Annotated in this window: 25 protein-coding genes; 16 read left to right on the top strand and 9 right to left on the bottom strand. The window is 71.9% G+C overall.

All coding sequences use genetic code 11. The features are described 5' to 3' along the window. Nucleotides 1-122: 122 nt before the first annotated feature. On the top strand, nt 123-611 hold the full coding sequence (locus FR742_RS08375) for a sigma-70 family RNA polymerase sigma factor (RefSeq protein WP_219543287.1): 489 nt from the start codon (nt 123-125) through the stop codon (nt 609-611). Continuing rightward, a complete protein-coding gene (locus tag FR742_RS08370) occupies nt 608-1312 on the top strand; it encodes an anti-sigma factor (protein WP_148030418.1) in 705 nt (234 codons plus the stop codon). Before FR742_RS08375 ends, FR742_RS08370 begins: the two co-directional genes overlap by 4 nt. A 409-nt stretch (nt 1313-1721) precedes the next feature. On the opposite strand, the gene glyA is transcribed toward FR742_RS08370, so the two are convergent. From glyA to FR742_RS08350, 4 genes are all read right to left on the bottom strand, one after another. Next, on the bottom strand, nt 1722-2972 hold the full coding sequence (glyA, locus tag FR742_RS08365; RefSeq protein ID WP_148030417.1) for a serine hydroxymethyltransferase: 1251 nt from the start codon (nt 2970-2972) through the stop codon (nt 1722-1724). Between the two features lie 181 nt (nt 2973-3153). Beyond that, complete coding sequence (locus FR742_RS08360; RefSeq protein ID WP_261808414.1) at nt 3154-4086, bottom strand: YihY/virulence factor BrkB family protein; 933 nt, start codon at nt 4084-4086, stop codon at nt 3154-3156. 61 nt (nt 4087-4147) lie between these two features. Further along, nucleotides 4148-4522, bottom strand: coding sequence for a YccF domain-containing protein (locus tag FR742_RS08355; protein WP_148030416.1), 375 nt, complete (start codon nt 4520-4522; stop codon nt 4148-4150). A gap of 26 nt (nt 4523-4548) precedes the next feature. Continuing rightward, complete coding sequence (locus tag FR742_RS08350; RefSeq protein WP_148034412.1) at nt 4549-5319, bottom strand: TIGR03084 family metal-binding protein; 771 nt, start codon at nt 5317-5319, stop codon at nt 4549-4551. Nucleotides 5320-5361: 42 nt separating this feature from the next. Here FR742_RS08350 and FR742_RS45655 point away from each other — a divergent pair, with 42 nt between their 5' ends. From FR742_RS45655 to FR742_RS45645, 6 genes are all read left to right on the top strand, one after another. Beyond that, entirely contained in the window at nt 5362-5487 is a 126-nt protein-coding gene (locus tag FR742_RS45655) for a hypothetical protein (protein WP_261808413.1), read from the top strand. 61 nt (nt 5488-5548) lie between these two features. Beyond that, nucleotides 5549-5632 carry a putative leader peptide gene (locus FR742_RS46495; protein ID WP_354532976.1) on the top strand — a complete coding sequence of 28 codons (84 nt, stop codon included), beginning with the start codon at nt 5549-5551 and terminating at the stop codon, nt 5630-5632. A 108-nt stretch (nt 5633-5740) separates the two neighbouring features. Further along, nucleotides 5741-7414 (top strand): nitrite/sulfite reductase, encoded by a 1674-nt coding sequence (locus FR742_RS08345; RefSeq protein ID WP_148030415.1) that lies wholly within the window; start codon nt 5741-5743, stop codon nt 7412-7414. After that, a complete protein-coding gene (locus FR742_RS45650; protein WP_148030414.1) occupies nt 7411-7554 on the top strand; it encodes an Insertion element protein in 144 nt (47 codons plus the stop codon). Before FR742_RS08345 ends, FR742_RS45650 begins: the two co-directional genes overlap by 4 nt. After that, nucleotides 7551-8279, top strand: a complete 729-nt coding sequence (locus FR742_RS08335; protein ID WP_148030413.1) for a phosphoadenylyl-sulfate reductase — start codon at nt 7551-7553, stop codon at nt 8277-8279. The genes FR742_RS45650 and FR742_RS08335 overlap by 4 nt, the downstream gene beginning before the upstream one ends. A gap of 53 nt (nt 8280-8332) precedes the next feature. After that, nucleotides 8333-9313, top strand: coding sequence for a sirohydrochlorin chelatase (locus FR742_RS45645; RefSeq protein ID WP_261808412.1), 981 nt, complete (start codon nt 8333-8335; stop codon nt 9311-9313). Between the two features lie 108 nt (nt 9314-9421). On the opposite strand, the gene FR742_RS08325 is transcribed toward FR742_RS45645, so the two are convergent. Continuing rightward, on the bottom strand, nt 9422-10081 hold the full coding sequence (locus FR742_RS08325) for a DUF1707 domain-containing protein (protein ID WP_148030412.1): 660 nt from the start codon (nt 10079-10081) through the stop codon (nt 9422-9424). A gap of 150 nt (nt 10082-10231) precedes the next feature. Between FR742_RS08325 and FR742_RS08320 the strand changes: the two genes are divergently transcribed. Beyond that, complete coding sequence (locus FR742_RS08320) at nt 10232-11578, top strand: ankyrin repeat domain-containing protein (RefSeq protein ID WP_261808411.1); 1347 nt, start codon at nt 10232-10234, stop codon at nt 11576-11578. 16 nt (nt 11579-11594) lie between these two features. Here the strand turns inward: FR742_RS08320 and FR742_RS08315 are convergent, their stop codons facing one another. Continuing rightward, nucleotides 11595-12488, bottom strand: a complete 894-nt coding sequence (locus FR742_RS08315; protein WP_148030411.1) for a maleylpyruvate isomerase family mycothiol-dependent enzyme — start codon at nt 12486-12488, stop codon at nt 11595-11597. Further along, nucleotides 12488-13048, bottom strand: coding sequence for a sigma-70 family RNA polymerase sigma factor (locus FR742_RS08310; RefSeq protein WP_219543210.1), 561 nt, complete (start codon nt 13046-13048; stop codon nt 12488-12490). Before FR742_RS08310 ends, FR742_RS08315 begins: the two co-directional genes overlap by 1 nt. Before the next feature lie 149 nt (nt 13049-13197). On the opposite strand from FR742_RS08310, the gene FR742_RS08305 reads away from it, so the two are divergent. The 6 genes from FR742_RS08305 (at nt 13198) to FR742_RS08280 (ending at nt 18502) form a co-directional block, all read left to right on the top strand. Next, nucleotides 13198-13623 (top strand): OsmC family peroxiredoxin, encoded by a 426-nt coding sequence (locus FR742_RS08305; RefSeq protein WP_148030409.1) that lies wholly within the window; start codon nt 13198-13200, stop codon nt 13621-13623. Nucleotides 13624-13655: 32 nt separating this feature from the next. Further along, a complete protein-coding gene (gene glgX / locus FR742_RS08300; protein WP_148030408.1) occupies nt 13656-15773 on the top strand; it encodes a glycogen debranching protein GlgX in 2118 nt (705 codons plus the stop codon). 30 nt (nt 15774-15803) lie between these two features. Next, nucleotides 15804-16520 carry a pyrimidine reductase family protein gene (locus tag FR742_RS08295; RefSeq protein WP_148030407.1) on the top strand — a complete coding sequence of 239 codons (717 nt, stop codon included), beginning with the start codon at nt 15804-15806 and terminating at the stop codon, nt 16518-16520. Between the two features lie 2 nt (nt 16521-16522). Further along, nucleotides 16523-17686: an ATP-dependent DNA ligase gene (locus tag FR742_RS08290; RefSeq protein WP_148030406.1), complete on the top strand. Its 1164-nt coding sequence runs from the start codon at nt 16523-16525 to the stop codon at nt 17684-17686. A 27-nt stretch (nt 17687-17713) separates the two neighbouring features. After that, nucleotides 17714-18040, top strand: coding sequence for a hypothetical protein (locus tag FR742_RS08285; protein WP_148030405.1), 327 nt, complete (start codon nt 17714-17716; stop codon nt 18038-18040). 171 nt (nt 18041-18211) lie between these two features. Next, nucleotides 18212-18502, top strand: a complete 291-nt coding sequence (locus FR742_RS08280) for a hypothetical protein (RefSeq protein ID WP_148030404.1) — start codon at nt 18212-18214, stop codon at nt 18500-18502. A gap of 115 nt (nt 18503-18617) precedes the next feature. Here the strand turns inward: FR742_RS08280 and pgeF are convergent, their stop codons facing one another. After that, on the bottom strand, nt 18618-19322 hold the full coding sequence (gene pgeF, locus FR742_RS08275) for a peptidoglycan editing factor PgeF (RefSeq protein ID WP_187281048.1): 705 nt from the start codon (nt 19320-19322) through the stop codon (nt 18618-18620). An 88-nt stretch (nt 19323-19410) separates the two neighbouring features. Between pgeF and FR742_RS08270 the strand changes: the two genes are divergently transcribed. Then, a complete protein-coding gene (locus FR742_RS08270; RefSeq protein WP_187281047.1) occupies nt 19411-20268 on the top strand; it encodes a lipopolysaccharide assembly protein LapB in 858 nt (285 codons plus the stop codon). Between the two features lie 24 nt (nt 20269-20292). Here FR742_RS08270 and FR742_RS08265 read toward each other — a convergent pair whose 3' ends face one another. Further along, nucleotides 20293-20733 carry a putative immunity protein gene (locus FR742_RS08265; RefSeq protein ID WP_148030402.1) on the bottom strand — a complete coding sequence of 147 codons (441 nt, stop codon included), beginning with the start codon at nt 20731-20733 and terminating at the stop codon, nt 20293-20295. Nucleotides 20734-20799: the final 66 nt, after the last annotated feature.

Raw genomic sequence — 20799 nt, 5'->3', positions numbered from 1 at the left:
GAGAAAGGGGAATGATGCGACTGAGCACGTATCCCCCACCCTCGGCCGAGGGAGCAGCCCCCATGGGCAAGCCGCGGTTACGGCAGTGGTTGAGGCGCGTACGGCCGGACCCGGAGATGGTCGTGTCGGCTCTCTACCGGCAGTACCACCGGCCGTTGCTGGCCTTCGTCGTGCGGCTGACCGCGGGTGACCGGCAGTGGGCCGAGGACGTCGTACAGGAGACCATGATCCGCGCCTGGCGCAGCGCCGAGCAGCTCGATCCCGACGCGGCCTCGCTGATGCCCTGGCTGGCGACCGTCGCCCGACGTATCGTGATCGATGACCGGCGGCGAAGGGACGCCCGCCCCCAGGAGCAGGGCGACGGCCCGCTGGAGCACATGCCCGTGCCGGATGAGATGGAGCAGCTGCTGCACCAGGTGGTCGTGTCCGAAGCGCTCAAGGCCCTGTCGCCCGCGCATCGCGAGATCCTCAACGAGACGATCCTGCGTGATCGTTCCGTCAACGACGCCGCGCGGGCGCTCGGCATCCCCGTGGGCACCGTCAAGTCCCGGGTCTACTACGCGGTGCGCGCGCTGCGCGTGGCACTGGAGGAGAGGGGGGTGACGGCGTGACCTCGCGAGTGGAGCACACCGACGTGGGCGCCTACGCCCTGGGCCTGCTGGACGACGACGACCGGATGGCGTTCGAGACGCACCTCCTCGGCTGCCGTGCCTGCGCCGCCGAGCTGTCCGACCTGGCGGGGGTGGCCCAGGCGCTGCACGGGCTGGGGCCGGTGACCGACGACCCCCCTGAGGAGGAGCCGGCCGAGGTGATCGACCTGCTGCACCGCAAGCAGGCCGCCGACCGGCGCTCGCGCAGGGGGACGTTCCTCGTCGGGATCGCGGCGGGCATCTCGCTGGTGGCGGGCGGGCTGGTGCTCGGCGCCCAGATCGGCGCGCAGAACGCCCCGCCGGCCGCCCACACCCAGCTCGGTCCCGCCGAGCAGTTCTACGCGATGGGCACGCCGGTGCCGGGCACCGGCAGGGACGGCGTGACGGGCGGGCTGGTGCTGGAGTCCAAGGGCTGGGGCACCCACGCGGCGCTCAAGCTGTCGGGGGTGAAGGGGCCGCTGGAGTGCGAGCTGGTGGCCGTCGGCAAGAGCGGCGACCGCCGGGTCATGATGGGCTGGTCGGTGCCGCCGGCCGGTTACGGCACCGAGGCCAACCCGGAGCCGCTCTACATGCACGGCGCGTCCGCGCTGACCGTCGACAAGATCGACCGGTTCGAGGTCATCACCGCGACCGGCCGCAACCTGCTCACCGTCGACGTCTGACGCTTCCGCCACGAGACCTCTCACCTGCGGTGGGAGGGCTTTTCCGAGGGTACGGGAGAATTTTTCGCGAATCGTTGAACCCGGGGCGATCCGGGGGCCGTACTGCCTGTCAGAACAGGGATTCCCTCCAAGGAAGTGACCGGCATGTCAGGGGACATGCCGGTCACCCCGAGTTCGCACCGGCCCGCCGGGACGTTCGGGAACCGTCCGGACGGGTCCGCCGGCCAGTGGCGGTCTTCCCCCTCACCGCCACCCGGCCGTCGCCCCGGGGCCGTCCGGCCCGCCCCGGCCGCGACGACGCCCCGCCGCACCACGGGAGCCCGTGCGGCGGGGCGTCCCCTGCCGGAGGCGTTCCGGCCGGCCGTAAAGCGTGCTCTTTCAGAACACCGTGGCGGGAACTCCGTGAGGGTTACAGGCCGGGGGCCGGGAACTGGGCGGTGAGCTCGCTGACCTCGCGGTGGACGCGGGTGATGACGTCCTCGGCGTCGCCCTTGGCCAGGGCGGTGACGACCTCGTCCATCCACGCGCCGATCTGCCGCATCTCCGCCTCCTTCATCCCGCGCGAGGTGACGGAGGGGGTGCCGATGCGGATGCCCGACGGGTCGAACGGCTTGCGGGTGTCGAACGGCACCGCGTTGTAGTTGGTCTCCAGGCCCGCCCGGTCGAGCGCCTGGGCGGCCGGCTTGCCGCCGATGCCCTTGGGGGTGAGGTCGAGCAGGATCAGGTGGTTGTCGGTGCCGCCGGAGACCAGGTCGAAGCCGCGCGAGGCGAGCTCTTCGGCCAGGGCCTTGGCGTTGGCGACGACCTGGTGGGCGTAGGCCTTGAAGTCGTCGGTCGCGGCCTCGCGCAGCGCGACGGCGATGGCGGCGGTGGTGTGGTTGTGCGGGCCGCCCTGCAGGCCGGGGAAGACGGCCTTGTTGAGCGCGGTGGCGTGCTCGTCGGTCGTCGCCATGAGCATGGCGCCGCGCGGGCCGCGCAGCGTCTTGTGGGTGGTGGTGGAGATGACGTCGGCGTGGCCGACCGGCGACGGGTGGGCGCCGCCGGCGACGAGGCCGGCGATGTGCGCGATGTCGGCGGCCAGGACGGCGCCGACCTCACGGGCTATGGCGGCGAAGCCCTCGAAGTCGATGGTGCGCGGGATGGCGGTGCCGCCGCAGAAGATCAGCTTGGGCCGGTGTTCGAGGGCGAGCTCGCGCACCTGGTCGAGGTCGATGCGGCCGGTGTCCTGGCGGACGCCGTAGCGGACCGGGTTGAACCACTTGCCGGTGGCGGAGACGGACCAGCCGTGGGTGAGGTGGCCGCCGAACGGCAGGCCCATGCCCATCACGGTGTCGCGCGGCTGCAGGAACGCCATGTAGATGGCGAGGTTGGCGGGAGAACCCGAGTAGGGCTGGACGTTGGCGTGGTTGACGCCGAACAGCGCCTTGGCCCGCTCGACGGCGACGGTCTCGACCTGGTCGATGACCTGCTGGCCCTCGTAGTAGCGCTTGCCGACGTAGCCCTCGGAGTATTTGTTGGTCAGGACGGTGCCGGTGGCTTCGAGCACGGCCTTGGAGACGTAGTTCTCCGAGGCGATGAGCTTGACCGTGTCGGCCTGGCGCCGCTCCTCCGCCTTGATCAGCTCGGCGATCTCAGGGTCGACGCTAGCGAGAGAACCCATGACTCTCCTGTCATATTGACGTGTCTTGCGAAGACCCAGGCGCCCGGCCTCCGCTCCTTCCCGCTCCCCGGTGGTCGTTCCCACCTGATGCGCCAGTCGCGACGTCATTGACGATATCGGATGCCGGGGAGCTCACTCCGCCGTGATCTGGGCCTTCTCCGCGGTCATCGGGGGCCCGATCTCATTTCGCGCGGCCGTCGCCGGGCCAGAGCCGGTCGACCTCGGCGTTGAGTATCGCCCCGATGAGCACGGCCAGGGCCGTGATGTAGAGCCACAGCAGCAGGGCTATGGGCGCCGCGAGCGACCCGTACACGGACACGGGCGAGAACCAGGCGGCGAGCACCGCGCGCAGCACCGCGGCGCACACGATCCACAGGAACAGCGCCAGGATGGCCCCGGGCAGCTCGCGGAACCAGCGGGTGCGCACGGGCACGCTTACATGGTAGAGCACGCACAGGAACAGCACGGAACCGACGACCACCACGGGCCAGTAGAGCAGGTCGACGGCGGCGGCGTAGTCGGCGGGCAGCGCCCCTTTGAGCAGCGTCGGGCCGATGACCAGGATGGGCATCACGACGATGCCGACGACCAGGCCGATCACGTACAGGCCGAAGGACATCAGCCGGGTGCGGATGATGCCGCGCTCCTCCCCCAGCCCGTAGGAGACGGAGATGAGGTCGACGTAGACGTACAGCGCACGCGATCCGGACCAGAGCGACAGCAGGAAGCCCAGCGAGATGATCGACACCTTGCTGGCGTCGTCCCTGAGCACGTCGGCGAGCAGCGGGCGGACCACGGTGTCGATCGTGTCGGCGGTGAACAGCAAGCCGGCCTGATGGATGACCCACGCCTCTATGTCGACCACGGCCTGCTTGCCGATCCAGCCGCCGAGCTTGGCCAGCACGCCGATCAGGCCGAGCACGAACGGCGGCAGCGACAGCAGGGCGAAGAACGCCGCCTCGCCCGCCAGGCCGGTGACGCGGTAGTTGACCCCGGCGTTCGTGGTGGCGCGCACGGTCGCCCACGACCTCGTGTCGCGCACCCAGCTCAGCCTGGCCCGGGCGGCCGAGGCGGCGGGCCTCTTGGACCCGCTTGGCGCTTCCGTGGACGTCATGGCACCCAACGCTCTGTCGCAGTGACTCTCCGGCTCAGCTTACGTCCCAGCTTGTCCTGCCCTAGTCGTTGTCCTCGATGCGCGCTCCCAGCGGCAGCAGCGAGACGGGGATCATCTTGATGTTGGCGATGCCCATCGGGATGCCGATGATCGAGATGAACAGCGGGATCGACGTGAGCACGTGCCCGATGGCCAGCCAGATGCCGGCCACGACGCACCAGATGATGTTGCCGATGAGCGAGAAGACGCCGGCCTCGGGGTCGCGCACCACGGTCCGGCCGAACGGCCACAGGGCGTAGGCCGCGATGCGGAACGAGGCGATGCCGAACGGGATCGTGATGATCAGGATGCAGCAGATGATCCCGGCGACGGCGTATCCGATGGCGAGCCAGATCCCGGCGAAGACGAGCCAGATGACGTTCAGGAGCGTGCGCATGCTTCCAGCATGTCACCGGGCGCCCGTCAGCGTGATCCCGGCGGGCGTCCCCGCCCCGGCGGGCCCGCGTACGCCTGCGCGATCGGCATCCACGCGGCCGCCGGCTCGCCGGTGACCTCCAGGGCGGTGTCGGAGAGGTGGGCGCGCTGGGTGACGGCGAGGCAGAAGTCGAGCATCGGCCCGCGCACCACGCCCGCGGCGCCCTCCGGGCCCGCCGTCCACAGCTCCCCGCCGGGCGTCGTCAGCTCCACCCGCACCGGCTCGGCCGGCACGGGCAGGCCGCGTACGGCGAACGAGTAGGGCAGGGCCATGACCCCGATGCGGGCCACGTGGCGGAGCCTGTCGGTGGGCTCGCGGGTGCGGCCGAGGGCGTCGGCGACGTCCTGGCCGTGCGCCCACGTCTCCATCAGCCGGGCGGTGGCGAACGACGCCGCCGACATGTCGACTCCGTACCAGGGCAGCCGGTGCTTGGGCGGCAGCGGGGCGAGCGCCTCGACGAGCCGGGCGCGCGAGGAGGCGAACCAGGCGCGCAGCTCGCCGGCGGGCATCTCGCGCGATCGCGCGGCCAGGTCGTCGGGGGTGGTCGTGGCCGCGGCGGCGAGCAGGCCGCGGAAGGCGTCCGGATCGGTGATCGCGGTGCGGGCGGCGTCGTCGAACCAGGCCAGATGGCTCACCTGGTCGCGCACCGCCCATCCGGCGGCGGGCGTGGGCAGCTCCCAGTCGCCGGGACGCAGCGGCTCCAGGAGCGTTTCGAGTGAGGCGGTTTCGGCGCGGAGGTCGTCGAGCAGCTCGGCCATGAGATCCACGACGCCAGCCTAGCCCGGGGCGATAATGCTGTCGTGATCTGCGACAGCTGCAAGGACAGACGCCACGACGACTGCCGGGGCGGCTCGTGGTGCGACTGCCAGCATCTGCCCGCCGAAGAGGCCCAGGAGTCGGAACTCGACTGGCCGCGTCAGGGATGATCGAGTCCAGACTCTGGACCCGGTATTGGACATCTCGGACGGCCAGAGTATCTTCATAAGCATGCCAGCGGACCCCATGCTTGTCGGCCGACGCCACGTCGACCTTCTGCGTGTCCGCAGTGCCATCTGTTGCGACGCCCGGTAACCACTCGTTTCCCACCGCTGAGCGCGTCGCACTCCTTCTTTCCCTGCACTCGATGACGAGGCAGGAGGACATCCGCGTGCGCGCGCCCATGATCTCTAAGGACGCGCAATGAGCACCCCTGCCAGCCGGCATCACAAGCGCCCGCGCGGCGAAGGTCAGTGGGCTCTCGGTTACCGGGAGCCGCTGAACAAGAACGAAGAGCTGAAGAAGAACGACGACGGGCTGAACGTCCGCCAGCGGATCATCGACGTCTACTCCAAGCGGGGCTTCGACTCGATCGACCCCGCCGACCTGCGCGGGCGCATGCGCTGGTACGGCATCTACACCCAGCGCAGGCCCGGGATCGACGGCGGCAAGACCGCGATCCTGGAGCCGGAGGAGCTCGACGACCGCTACTTCATGATGCGCATCCGCATCGACGGCGGCCAGCTCGACCTGCGCCAGCTCCGGGTGATCGCCGACCTCTCCAACGAGTACGGGCGCGGCACCGCCGACGTGACCGACCGGCAGAACATCCAGCTCCACTGGATCGAGATCGAGTCGGTGCCGGACATCTGGCAGCGGCTGGAGGCCGTGGGCCTGTCGACCACGGAGGCCTGCGGCGACACCCCGCGCACGATCCTGGGCTGCCCGCTGGCCGGGATCGAGGAGGACGAGGTGCTCGACGCCACCGAGCAGATCCGCGAGATCCACGAGCGCTACATCGGCGACCCCGCCTACTCCAACCTGCCGCGCAAGTTCAAGACGGCGCTGAGCGGCTGCCCATCTCACTGCACGGTGCACGAGATCAACGACGTGGCGTTCGTCGGCGTGGTCAACGAGCGGGGCGAGAAGGGCTACGACCTGTGGGTCGGCGGCGGCCTGTCGACCAACCCGATGCTGGGCAAGCGCCTGGGCGTGTTCGTGGCGCCGGAGCAGGCGGGCGACGTGTTCGGCGGCGTCATCGGCATCTTCCGCGACTACGGCTACCGGCGGCTGCGCCACCGGGCCCGGCTGAAGTTCCTGATGAACGACTGGGGGCCGGAGAAGTTCCGCGAGGTGCTGGAGACCGAGTACCTCAAGGAGCCGCTGCCCGACGGGCCCGCGCCCGAGCAGCCGCGCGCCAACCGCCGCGACCACGTGGGCGTCTTCCGCCAGAAGGACGGCCTGTTCTACGTCGGGTTCGCGCCCAGGGTCGGCCGGCTCAGCGGCGACCAGCTCCACCTGATCGCCGACATCGCCGAGCGTCACGGCTCCGGCCGGGTGCGCACCACGGTCGAGCAGAAGATGGTCATCCTCGACGTCGCCCCCGAGCGGGTCGACTCGCTGGTGGCCGATCTGGAGGCCAACGACCTGCGGGTGAAGCCGTCCACGTTCCGCCGCCAGACGATGGCCTGCACCGGCATCGAGTTCTGCAAGCTGGCCATCGTCGACACCAAGAACACCGCCGACCACCTGATCGACGAGCTGGAGCGGCGCCTGCCGGAGTTCACCGAGCCGCTCACCATCAACGTCAACGGCTGCCCCAACTCCTGCGCCCGCATCCAGACGGCCGACATCGGGCTCAAGGGCCAGCTCGTCCTGGACGAGAACGGCAAGCAGGTCGAGGGCTTCCAGATCCACCTGGGCGGCTCGCTGGGCGTCAACTCCGGCTTCGGCCGCAAGGTGCGCGGGCTCAAGACCACCGCGGCGGCGCTGCCCGACTACGTGGAGCGGGTCGCGCGCCACTTCGACGAGCAGAAGAAGGAAGGCGAGACCTTCGCCGACTGGGTGCAGCGCGCCGACGAGGCCGATCTCAAATGAGCGGCCGCGCGGTCCCGTTCCACTGCCCGTACTGCGGCGACGAGGATCTGGAGCCCTACCAGGATGACGGGGGCTGGTACTGCCGCTCCTGCGCTCGTGCGTTCAAGCTGAAGTTTCTCGGAATCGGGGTCAACATATGACGCTCGCCGACATCGAAATCGATCTGCGGCAGCAGCGCGGCGTCCTCGACCTGCAGGACATCGTCGAGTCCGCCGCGGTCTTCCTGGAGGACGCCTCCGCCCGCGAGGTCATCCGCTGGGCGGCGGCCACGTTCGGGGACCGGCTGTGCCTGACCTCGTCCATGAGCGACGCGCTGCTGATCGACCTGGTGAGCCGGGTGAAGCCGGGGGTGGACGTGCTGTTCGTCGACACCGGCTACCACTTCGCCGAGACGGTCGGCACCCGCGACGCCGTGGAGCAGGTCTACGACGTCAACGTGATCGACGTGAAGCCGTCGCGCACGGTCGAGGAGCAGGATCGCGACCTCGGCCCGCGGCTGTTCGGCCGCAACCCCGACCTGTGCTGCTTCCTGCGCAAGGTGGAGCCGCTCAACCGGGCGCTGGAGCCGTACCTCGCGTGGATCAGCGGCATCCGCCGCGACGAGTCCCCCTCGCGCACCGGCACGAAGGTCGTGGAGTGGGACGCCAAGCGGCAGATGGTGAAGATCAACCCGATCGCCTCCTGGACCCAGGAGGACGTCGACAACTACATCTCCGACAACGGGGTGCTGATCAACCCGTTGCACTACGACGACTACCCCTCCATCGGGTGCGCGCCGTGCACCCGGCAGGTCCTGGAGGGAGAGGATCCGCGCAGCGGCCGCTGGGCGGGGCTGGGGAAGGTCGAATGCGGCATTCACCTGTGACCCCCGGCCGGCCGGTTCCGTTGGCAGACGGGGCCGGCCCGAGCGTCCCACTGGTGGCGGTCGCGCACGGTTCGCGAGATCCCCGTGCCGCCGCCACCGTGGAGGCGCTGCTCGAAGAGGTGCGGCGGCTGCGCCCCTGGCTTCCGGTGCGCTCCGCCTACCTCGACCACGCCACTCCCACCCTCGGGCAGGCGCTGCACGGCCTGACCGACGCGGTGGTGCTGCCGCTGCTGCTGACCGAGGCCTACCACAGCCGGGTCGACCTGCCCGCGGCGCTGCGTGAGGCGCGCGCCCGCGAGCCTCGGCTGAGCGTCCGCTACGGCACGACCCTGGGTCCGCACCCGCTGCTGACGGCCGCCCTTGAGCGGCGCCTGGAGGAGGCGGGCGTGCCCGCCGGCGACCCGGACACCGCGGTCGTCCTGGTGTCGGCGGGCTCCAGCGACGCGCGCGCCAACGAGGTGATCGCCCGGCTCGCCCGCGCCTGGCGCCGCCCCGCCGCCGCGCCGTCCTTCGCGGCCCGCTCCTTCGCCGCCCGCCCCGGCGCCGCCCCTTGCGCGGCCGGGTCTCCCGAGGGGGTATGGGAGCCCGCGCAGTCCCGCGCCACAAGCTCGGGTGCCACGCGATCCCGCACCGCGGGCTCAGGTGCCGCGCAGTCCCGCGCCGCGGGTTCGGGCGCGGCGTGGGCGGAGGTTGTGCCGTCCCACGCCGGGCGGTTCGACGGCGGCTCTGTATGGGCCGCCACGGGGGCGGGGTGCGGGTGGTGGGCCGTGGAGGCCGCCTACGCGTCGGCGGCGGCGCCGACGCCCGCTGAGGCCGTCGCCAGGCTCAAGGAGGCGGGTGCGCCTCGGGTGGCGGTCGCGCCCTATCTGCTGGCGCCGGGCTACTTCGCCGACAAGGTGCGCCGCACCACCCTGGAGGCGGGCGCCGACGTGGTCGCCGACGTGCTCGGGCCCGCGCCCGAGCTGGCCCGGGTGCTGCTGGAACGGTACGAGTCCGCGCTGCGGTCCCCGGCAGGCGACCTCAGGACGGCCTGACCGTACGAGACGCCGATGTGCGGAGCCGTGCCCACGGACGCCGATCACTCAGGCGCGCCACCGCATGCCGTGCGGGAACGCGCCCGGGGCGCCGGTGCCGGGGTGGGGTCAGTAGCCGCGGCCGAGGGAGCGGTCGCCGTGGTCGTCGCCGTGGAGCTGGCGCCAGTGCTCGCGCCAGGCCGACCAGCCGCGCTTGATGGGCTTGGCCCGGGAGTCGCCGAGCACCTTCACGTCGCCCATGATCGCGTAGGCGTGGACCCGCACCATCGGCACGTTCATGCCCCGCGGCGCCTCCTGCACGTCGACCCGTTTGTCGCCCATGATGGCCATGCCGTCGAGGTCGACGTTCACCCCGTCGGGGACGATGATCTTCACGTCGCCCATGACGGAGACGGCCATGATCTCCACCACGTCGGTGCGCACCTCGGCCTCGCGCAGGTCGAGCACGACGTCGCCCATCACGGCCACCGCCCCCAGCTCCTGGTCGATGCGCCAGGTGCCGCGCCGTTTGGTGTCGCCCATGACGCCGACGAACCAGCGCCGTTTCTTGCCCTCGCGCCGCTCCGCGGGCGGCGTGAAGGCCGCGGTGGCGGGCAGGTCCTGCGTGAGCAGGGCGAGCTCGGTCTGGGTGGTGGCGGTGTAGGCGGCCTCGGTGCGGTCGGTGAGCTCGGCAAGGGTGAGCCTGCCTTCGACGGAGGCCTCGCGAAGCAGCTCGACCACGGCCTCGCGCTCGGCGTCGGAGGCGCGTACCTCCCCGGGGTCAGTCATACTCGCAACATATCGCGTTTTGACGGTGTCGCGGTCCTCCCCAAGGAGGAAATGGGGTGAACCACTATCGACACGCACCCCGTACCAGATAGTGACACGGACCCCAGCATGGTCCCGGGGCGCGGCCGGGCCAGGCTAGGGTCCGTTGTCATGCATGAGGAACAGCTCTACCGGGCCGCGCTGGACGGCGACGAGAAGACCGTCGGCGAGCTGCTCGCCGAGGGCGCCGGCCCCGACCGGCCGTACGAGGGCGACGAGGGCGGCCTGCCGCTGTGCGCGGCCGCCGCCCGCGACCGGGTGGAGGTCGCCGGGATGCTGCTGGCCGCCGGCGCCGGCGTGGACACCAGGGAGAGCGGCGGCTGGACCGCCCTGATGTGGGCCGCCACCAACGGCGCGGCGGGCACCGCGCGGGTGCTGATCGAGGCGGGCGCCGACGTCGACGCCGCCAACGAGACGGGTGACACGCCGCTCACGCTCGCCGCCCGCCGCGGCGCGCTCGGCGTGGTCCGTGAGCTGCTCGACGCCGGCGCGGACGCCGCCAAGTACGACGGCGACGGCGACACGCCGCTGGAGATCGCCGCCGACTGGGTGGGCGTGCACCTGGAGAGCGCGCTGCTCGACCAGGTCGAGCAGGAGGGCTGGACGTACGCGGTGCACCGCCAGTGGGCGGGCGACGGCACCGGGCTGGTCACGGTCACCGCCACCTCGCCCGACGGGTCGGAGATCGAGCAGGTGCAGGCGCAGCGCGGCCACGCCGCCATCGCGACCCTGCTGGAGGCGGCGGCGGGCGAGTGGGCGCCGGTCGAGCGGCTGCTGGGGCGCGCGCTCGCGCACCGCGACCTGGACGAGGACGCCGAGACGTGGTGGGCGGCGGCCGACGCGCTGGCCGCGCGGGGCGACGAGGAGACGTACGAGGCGCTGGCGCGGCTGTGCGTGAGCGAGGACGCCAGGGAGCGCGAGTTCGGCGTGGACGCGATCGCCCAGTTCGGCGTGACCGGCGACGACAAGCCCTACCTGGAGCGGACGCTGCCGCTGCTGCGGCGGATGACGGTCACCGAGTCCGGCCCGCAGGTGCTGCGTTCGGTGCTGGCCGCGCTCGGCCACCAGGGCGACCCGCGGGCGCTGCCGCTCGTGCTCGGCCTCATCACCCGCCCCGGTCACCAGCGCACCATGACCGACGCCATCGCGCTGGCCGACGTGCTGACGCCGGACCACGCCGAAGGAGTGGCGCTGCTGGTCGAGATGACCGGCGACGACGACGGCGAGGTGCGCGACTGGGCCACGGCGGGCCTGGCCGGGCTGGACGCGGACACGCCCGGGATCCGCGACGCGCTGGCGGCCCGGCTGGACGACGAGGTGCTGCGCACGGTGGCGGAGGCGGCGCGCGGCCTGGCCAGACGGGGCGACCCGCGCGCGGCCCGCGGCGCCGAGCGGGTCCTGGCCGAGTCCGACGACCCCGAGCTGCACGAGCTGGTCGGCGACGTCCGGAACGCCTGAGCGATCCCCGGGGCCGTCAGGGTCCTGACAGGGCCGGGGCCGTGCGCAGCACGTCGCGGGCCAGGCCCACGTCGCCGTCCAGCCGCGCGGGGAAGCGCTCGGGGTCGCCCCGGCCGCCCAGCAGGAAGCAGAACTCGACCACGCCCGCGGTGATCCGCGCGTCCGGGGGACCGGACGCGGGGGCGTCCTCGACGCCCAGCGCCACGTGCCACTCGCCGCCGCCCGCTCCGGTGAGCGTCACCAGCACGCTGCGCCCTGACCCGTCGAGCCCGGACAGCAGCATCGTCCACGGCAGCAGCCGGGCGCACAGGTCGGCCGTCGGGTGGACGTGCTCGGGGACGGGCTCCGGCAGCCTGACTCCGGCCACCCTGGCCGCGTCGTCGGTGTGGATCCAGGTTTCGAGCATCCTGGCGAGCACGTGGTCGCGGACCGGGACCGTCAGGCCGTCGACCGAGGCTGTGGTGCCGGGCGGGACCGTGGCCAGGTGGCGGCAGAGGGCGTCGGCCTGCGCCCGCCAGTCGCGGCGGGTCTGCTCGGGGCTGCGCGCCCGCTCGTACGCCTGCACGTCGGCGGTGCGGCCGAGCGCGTCGGCGGCGGCGAGTTCGGGCCCCAGGACGGGGGCGCCGACGCCGGCCGCGACCAGGCCGTCCTTGGCGGCCAGGTGGGCGACGAGCTCCTGCAGCGTCCAGCCCTCGACGATGACGCGCGACCAGTCGTCGTCCACGGCGGCGGCCAGCAGGGCGTCCATGGCGGCGACCCGGCCCGCGTAGGGCTCCGCCCACGGCGCCGTGGGAGCCGCCGGGCGGCGCCGCGCCCGGGCCCCGGCCAGCAGCTGCGGCCGCAGCGAGCCCTTCGGCTCCGCCGGCTCTTCGAGCAGCGCGTCCAGATACAGACGCTCGAGCGGCTCCATCACACCTCTTCCTCCGCCAGCGCCTCCGCCAGGCGGCGCAGCGCCAGCCGGATGCGCGACTTGGCCGTGCCCTCGGGCACGCCCAGCTCCTCCCCCACCTGCCGGTAGGTCCTGCCCCCGAAGTAGGCCAGCTCGACGGCCTGGCGTAACGCGTCCGGCAGGGCCATGACGGCCTGCCGCACCCGATCGGCCTCGTCGCCGGCGAGCACCGTGTCCTCCAGCCTCTCGGGCTCCCGCTGGAAGAGCCTGGGACCGATCACGGACACGCGCCTGCGCTCCTCCGCGCGCACGTGGTCGACGGCGCGGCGGTGCGCGATCGTGGCGAGCCACGCGCGCAGGGTGCCGCGCTCCGGGTCGTACGCCAGCGGACGCTCCCAGAAGACCAGGAAGACCTCCTGGGTGATGTCCTCGGCGATCACCCGGTCCCTCGTCACGCGCAGGGACAGGCCGAAGATCAGCGAGGCGAGCCGATCGTAGATCTCTCCGAGTGCGGCCTCGTCGCCGCCGACCACCCGCTGGTGCAGCAGGCGGTCGTCGTACGGTGCCTCCACTGGCACCACACTCCCGATGATCCGGACTAGACGGCGGGTGCGCCGCGACCCAGCATTTCATCATTCGCCGCGAAACGGCAGACGGATGTCGGCCACGGCCGCTTTCCCGCCCCGCGATAGGGTCGGAAGGTCGTCCATCAACAAGAGGGAGCACTCGCATGGCCACGACCCGCACCGCCACGACGCAGTGGAAGGGCGCGCTGCTCGACGGTTCCGGCACTGTTTCGCTCGACACCTCAGGGGTCGGGAGCTTCGAGGTGTCCTGGCCGTCCAGGGCCGAGGCCGCCAACGGCAAGACCTCGCCCGAGGAGCTCATCGCCGCGGCCCACTCCGCCTGCTTCTCCATGGCGCTCTCGCACGGGCTGGCCGGCGCGGGCACGCCGCCGGAGTCGGTGCAGACCAGCGCCGACGTCACCTTCCAGCCGGGTGAGGGCATCACCGGCATCGTGCTCACGGTCAAGGCCCACGTGCCGGGCGTCACCGCCGAGCAGTTCCAGCAGGCGGCCGAGACCGCCAAGGTCAACTGCCCGGTCAGCAAGGCCCTGACCGGCACCACGATCACGCTGAACGCCGAACTGCTGTAGCAAGACCCGATCGCATGCGACAATAAGGTCACATGCGCGACGTCTGGCCGGGCGAACCCTATCCACTCGGCGCTACCTGGGATGGCGTGGGCACCGGTTTCGCGGTGTTCTCCGAGGTGGCCGAGCGGGTCGAGCTGTGCCTGTTCCACGATGACGGCTCCGAGGAGCGCGTCGATCTGTCCGAGGTGGATGGGTTCGTCTGGCATGGTTACCTGCCCGGCATCATGCCGGGCCAGCGTTACGGTTACCGCGTGCACGGCCCCTACCAGCCCGCGCACGGCCACCGGTGCAACCCCGCCAAGCTGCTGCTCGACCCGTACGCGAAGGCGGTCGACGGTGAGCTGCAGTGGAACGAGGCGGTCTTCTCCTACCACTTCACCGACCCGGCGAAGGTCAACCGGGTCGACAGCGCTCCCTTCATGCCGAAGAACGTGGTGATCAATCCGTTCTTCGAGTGGGGCAACGACCGTCCGCCGCGCGTCCCGTACCACCAGACCGTGATCTACGAGACGCACGTGCGCGGGCTCACCATGCGCCATCCGGACGTGCCGGAGGAGCTGCGCGGCACGTACGCGGGGGTGGGGCATCCGGCGGTCGTCGACCACCTGCTGTCGCTGGGGGTGACGGCGGTCGAGCTCATGCCGGTCCACCACTTCATGCCGGAGCACTTCCTGGTGGCGCGCGGGCTGACGAACTACTGGGGCTACAACACGATGGCCTACCTCGCCCCGCACGGCGACTACTCCAGCTCCGGCACGCGCGGCGAGCAGGTGCAGGAGTTCAAGGCCATGGTGCGGGCGCTGCACGAGGCGGGCATCGAGGTGATCCTCGACGTGGTCTACAACCACACCGCCGAGGGCGACCACATGGGGCCGACGCTCGGGTTCAGGGGCATCGACAACGCCGCCTACTACCGGCTGCACGACGCCGACCGCCGCTACTACCTGGACTACACGGGCTGCGGCAACTCGCTGAACGTGCGGTCCCCGCACGCGCTGCAGCTGATCATGGACTCGCTGCGCTACTGGGTGCTGGAGATGCACGTCGACGGGTTCCGGTTCGACCTGGCGTCGGCGCTGGCGCGCGAGCTGCACGACGTCGACCGGCTGAGCGCGTTCTTCGACCTGATCCAGCAGGATCCGGTGATCTCGCAGGTCAAGCTGATCGCCGAGCCGTGGGACGTCGGGCCCGGCGGCTACCAGGTGGGCAACTTCCCGCCGCTGTGGACGGAGTGGAACGGCAAGTACCGCGACACGGTCCGCGACTTCTGGCGGGGCACGCACTCGGCGCTGCCGGACTTCGCCTCGCGGCTGACGGGCTCGGCCGACCTCTACGAGACGTCGGGGCGGCGGCCGGTGGCCTCGATCAACTTCGTGACGTGCCACGACGGGTTCACGCTCACCGATCTCGTCTCGTACAACCGCAAGCACAACGAGGCCAACGGCGAGGACAACCGCGACGGCACCGACGACAACCGGTCGTGGAACTGCGGCGCCGAGGGGCCGGTGGAGGATCCGGCGATCGTGCGGCTGCGCCACCGGCAGCGGCGCAATTTCCTGGCCACGCTGTTCCTGTCGCAGGGCGTGCCGATGCTGTCCCACGGCGACGAGCTCGGCCGCACGCAGCGGGGCAACAACAACGCCTACTGCCAGGACAACGAGATCGCCTGGGTCGACTGGTCGGCGATGCGCACGGAGGCGCAGCTGCTGGAGTTCGTGCGCAAGCTGGCGAAGCTGCGCAGCAGACACCCGGTATTCCAGCGGCGGCGGTTCTTCCACGGCCGTCACCCCGAGAACGGCGAGCGCGACCTGGTGTGGCTGACGCCCGGGGGCGCCGAGATGACGGCGGCCGACTGGCACGTCGGCTACGCCAAGTCGCTGATGGTCTATCTGAACGGTGACGCGATCACCGAGCCTGGGCCCCGCGGCGAGCGGATCTCCGACGACTCGTTCCTGCTGCTGATCAACGCCCATCACGAGGACATGGCGTTCACGCTGCCCGGCGAGACGTTCGGGGCGGGCTGGCTGCTGGAGCTCGACACCGCCGACGACAGCTCGGAGGGGCTGTTCGGCGACGAGCGGTGGCGGGCGGGCGACGTGGTGGCGGTGACGTCGCGTTCGATGCAGGTGCTGCGCAGGCCGCGAGAGTGACTTGTCGGAGGCGTGTGCCAAGGTAGAGGGGTGCGCCGCATCCATCCCGACATAAAAGACGATCCGGACATCGTGCAGGCCTACGCCTACCCGGAGGGCAGGCCCTGGCTGCGCCTCAACATGGTGGCCAGCGCCGACGGCGCGGCCTGGGACAAGGGGTTGTCCGGAGGGCTGTCCGGCAAGGCCGACAAGCGGGTGTTCGGGGTGCTGCGCGGGCTGGCCGACGTGGTCCTGGTAGGCGCCGCGACCGTGCGGGCCGAGGGCTACGGGCCGGTCAGGCCGCGCGAGTCCTGGCGCGAGCTGCGCGCGGGGCGGCCGGCGGCCGCGCCGCTCGCCGTCGTCAGCCGCGGCCTCGACCTCGACTTCGGCGCGCCGCTGTTCCGCGAGGCGGTGAGCCCGACCCTGGTGATCACCTGCGAGAGCGCGCCCGCCGACCGGCGCGAGGCGGCGGCCGAGGCCGGCGGGGTGATCGTGGCCGGCGGCGAGCGGGTCGACCTGGCCGGCGCGGTGGCCGCGCTGCACGCGCGCGGGCTGACCCGGGTGCTGTGCGAGGGCGGGCCGCGGCTCAACGCCCAGCTCGCGGCCGCCGGGCTGGTCGACGAGCTGTGCCTGTCGGTGAGCCCGCTGCTGCTGGGCGGGGACGCGGCGCGGATCCTCGACGGTGAGCCGTCGCGGGAGCGGCTCCGGCTGGGCCAGGTGCTGGAGGAGGAGGGCGTCCTCTTCTGCCGCTACACGAGGGAGATGTGACCATGAGCGAGCCGACGACGCCCAGGCCGGCGCGGAAGCCCAAGGAGCCGGAGCCGATCCCCGATCTCGACCTGCCGGTCAGGCCGCCGGTGGGGCCGATGCTGGCCAAGCCGGTCAAGGCGATGCCGAAGCAGGACGGCACCCTGTTCTACGAGCCGAAGTGGGACGGGTTCCGGTGCATCGTGTTCCGCGACCGCGACGAGGTCTATCTCGGCAGCCGCAACGAGCGGCCGTTCACCCGCTACTTCCCCGAGCTGGTCGAGGCCGTCAAGGCGGAGCTGCCCGAGCGGTGCGTCGTCGACGGTGAGATCGTGCTGCCGAGCGGCTCGGAGCTCGACTTCGAGGCGCTGCAGCAGCGCATCCACCCCGCGGCCTCGCGGGTCAAGATGCTGTCGGAGCAGACCCCGGCCTCGTTCGTCGCCTTCGACCTGCTGGCCGTCGGCGACGAGGCGCTGATGGACGCGCCGTTCGCCGACCGGCGGGCCCGCCTGGAGGAGCTGTTCCCCCAGAAGGGCCGGTCGGTGCGGCTCACCCCGGTGACCAAGAGCGACGAGCAGGCCGGCGAGTGGTTCGAGATGTTCGAGGGCGCCGGGCTCGACGGCATCATCGTCAAGCCGGGCGACCAGCCCTACACGCCCGACAAGCGGGTGATGTTCAAGGTCAAGCACGAGCGCACCGCCGACGTGGTGATCGCCGGCTACCGCGAGCACAAGACGGGGCCGATCGTGGGCTCCATCCTGCTCGGCCTCTACGGCGACGACGGCAGGCTCCACCACGTGGGGGTGGCGGCCTCGTTCCCGATGGCGCGCCGGGCCGAGCTGGTGGAGGAGCTCAAGCCGTACCTCGCCGAGCTGGGCGAGCATCCGTGGGGCCACTGGGCCGAGCAGGCGCAGGCCAACCTGGGCCGGCCGGCCGCCACGCCCGCCACCGGGGGCCAGCGGGTGCCGGGGGCGATCTCGCGCTGGAACGCCAAGAAGGACCTGTCGTTCATCCCGCTCCGGCCGGAGCTGGTGATCGAGGTCGCCTACGACCAGATGGAGGGCGACCGGTTCCGCCACACCGCGCAGTGGCGGCGCTGGCGGCCCGACCGCACGCCGGAGTCGTGCACGTACGAGCAGCTCGAACGGCCGGTCTCCTACAACCTTGACGACATCCTTGCCCGCTGACCCTGACCATCGTCTATATATCGCTGTATGAGCAGCAGTGAAGAACTGAAGGCGGCCCTCGCCGCCCGCCGTGATCTCGGCCCCGACTTCGAGGAAGCCATCGCGGCGTCGTTCCTCGACAAGGTGGGGCAGGAGGTCGACCGGCGGGTCGACGAACGTCTCCGGGCCGCTCCCGCCAGGCGACGGCCCGGCCCGACCGACGGCCAGCGGCTCGCGCTCGCCATCGTCTCGCTGGCGCTCGGCACGGGGGCCACGATCGCGCTCGCCGCGCTCGGCGCGCTCAACCCCGCGCTCCTGGTGATCTGGCTGGGCATCGTCGCGGTCAACTTCGTCTTCAACCGCCCCGGCGCCTGACCCGGACGGCTCGCCCTGAGGTCGCCCTCGCCCGTTTCCGCTTCCTTCGTCATGTCCGGCGAACGTCCTCATGACGCCCTGGCCCGGTCCATCCAGGCGCATGAGGATGAAGATCGCACCGAGTGACTCCGCTCCATACAGGGCGGAGAGCAAACCGAAGGGAGCAAGACGATGATTCGCAAGAGGACCGTCACGACCCTGTTCGCGGGCCTCGTGACCGCGGTCGGACTGTGCCTGGCACTCCCCGGGAACGCCGGCGCGGCGTCGCAGGACTGCGAGGCGCCGGCGCAGCTCTCAGGGGTCTCCGCGCCGTTCGTGTGGTGGTGCGAGGGCTATTACATGACCTGGCAGGAGTGCCGGGACACCGGGGTGGCCTACGTCGGCGCCCAGGGCGCGAAGGCGTGGGCGTGCGATGAGGTGGGCCCCGCGAACTATCCATGGAGACTCCGCATCCTGGACTGAACGCATGCCGGCCCGGCGTGCGGGCTTCCGTCCACGCGTCAACGGATTCGCCAAGGCTGAACCGCTGTGTGACCAGCGATCCCGGCGTCCATGGACTGGACCAGATCTTCGCGGGCTAGGCGAGCCAGATGAGTCCCGCGAAGCGGCCGGCGTCCCGGCGGCGGTGGGAGTAGAGCTCGCCGGACTCGATGGTGCAGCGGGCGTCGTGGCGCACGTCGGGCACGCCCGCGTCGCGGAGCTGCGCCTCGATGCCGGCGCGCAGGTCGAGCGCGGGGGTGTCCCAGGAGGTGGTGGAACGGGCGGGCGGCACCTTCGCGGCCACCTGGTCGCGGAGCTCGGCGGGCACCTCGTAGCAGCGCCCGCACGCCCCGGGCCCGACGAACGCCACCATCCGCCCCGGCTCGGCGCCCTTGGCCGCCATGGCCTCGACCAGCGCAGTGGAGATCCCCGCTTCCGTGCCGGGACGCCCGGAATGCGCGGCACCGGCCATGCGGGCCACCGGATCGGCCACCAGCACCGCCGGGCAGTCGGCCCCCAGGGACGCCAGCGCCAGCCGCGGCTCCGTGGTGAACACCGCGTCGACCGGCGGCGGGTCGTCGCCGAACGGCTCGCTCACGTACGCGACCCCGGCGCCGTGGACCTGCCTCATGAACACGATCGCCCGCACACCCAGCTCGGCCGCGACGCCGTCGCGGTTGGCGCGCACGGCGGCGGGGTCGTCGCCGGTCAGGCCGCCGAGGTTGCGCGTCGCGTACGGCGGGACGCTGACGCCGCCATGGCGGTCGGTGACGGCGACGTGCACGCCGGGGGCCAGTTCCATGCCCCGATCCTATGACCGCCCCGGACGGCGGGCTGCGGTGGCGGCGAAAGGGCGTCATGATCGACAAAGGGCCGATAGATTTCCCCCCATGAGCGAGGAGATCAACGAGGGCGCGGCCCGGTCGCGGGCGTCGGTGCTGCGCAGCCGCGCCGAGTCGTACATCGCGCTGGGGCGGCACGACGCGGCGATCGCCGACCTGACCGAGTCGATCGCCCTCGTGCCGGACAACGCGCGCGCCTGGCGGCTGCGCGGCGAGAGCCACCGGCTCATCGAGCGGTACGAGGCCGCGATCTCCGACTTCGACGAGGCGCTGCGGATGGAGCCCGACAGCGCGTACGCGCTGGGCTCGCGCGGCCAGGCGTACGCGGCGCTCGACCGCCACGAGGAGGCCATGGCGGACTTCGAGCACGCGCTGACCCTGTCACCGGACTCGCTGTGGATCCTGGAGGCCAGGGCGGACGCGCTCGCGGACCTGGACCGGCTGGACGAGGCGCTGGCCGAGCATGCCAAGATCATCGAGCTGGACGGCAGCCTGGCGCACTCCTGGGTGTCCAGGGGCGACCTCTACCAGCGGCTGGGCCTCTACTCCGAAGCCATCGCCGACTACACCAGCGCCCTGGAGATCGACCCCGACCTCGTGCGCGCCCTGAGCCGGCGCGGGGAGGCGCTGCGCATGATCGACCAGTACGAGGACGCGCTGGCGGACCTGAACCGGGCCGTCGAGCTGGCTCCCGACCACGACCGCGCGCTCGGCAGCCGCGGCGCGGTGCTGAGCGAGCTGGGCGACAACGAGGCCGCGCTGAAGGACCTCGACCGGGCGATCGAGCTGGACGCCGAGTACGTGTGGGCCTACCGGGTGCGCGGCGAGATCTTCCAGGAGGAGGACCGCCACGAGGAGGCGATCGCCGACTTCACCCACGCCCTGCGGCTGGAGTTCGGCGACTGAGGACCCGTGTGCTGTGGCGCCTTCTCAGCGGGACGCGCGCAGGGAAGCGTCCAAGGTGCTCATGAGCTGCGCGACACGGTTCTTGGCGGTCGGCGCGAGGGGATACCGGCACAGAACGGCGATCAGGGTGGGCGTGGCGCGCTGCCGCGCCTGGTCGATCATCATGTCGCCGACCGCGGGATCGCCGCCCGCGTTCAGCTCGGCGACGCGCGCGGCACTCGCGGCGGCACGCAGGATGTGGCCCACCTGGGTGGCCTTCGCTATCGGGTGCAGGTAAGCGGCGGACGCGGCGTCACCGGCGGAGCGCGCGGCGAGACGCGCGGCTTCGGCGCCCGCCTCCCTGGCGGCCCGATGGGCGTCCAGCGAGGTGACGCGCTGCAGCTTGGTCCTTCTCGCGCCGTTGACGAACTCCCATGCGGCGTCGATGGCCGCGCGCGGGCGGAGATCACCCGACACGATCGTCATGAAGCCGATCTTTCCATGGTCCGGGAGCGCCGCGACGCCATAGCTCTGCCGGGAGCGGGCCGGCTG

Source organism: Nonomuraea sp. C10, from assembly GCF_008017515.1.
In the GTDB taxonomy this organism is placed as follows: domain Bacteria; phylum Actinomycetota; class Actinomycetes; order Streptosporangiales; family Streptosporangiaceae; genus Nonomuraea; species Nonomuraea ferruginea.
Note: the sequence above shows the minus strand (reverse complement) of the source record. Positions and strands in the feature narration are given on the sequence as shown.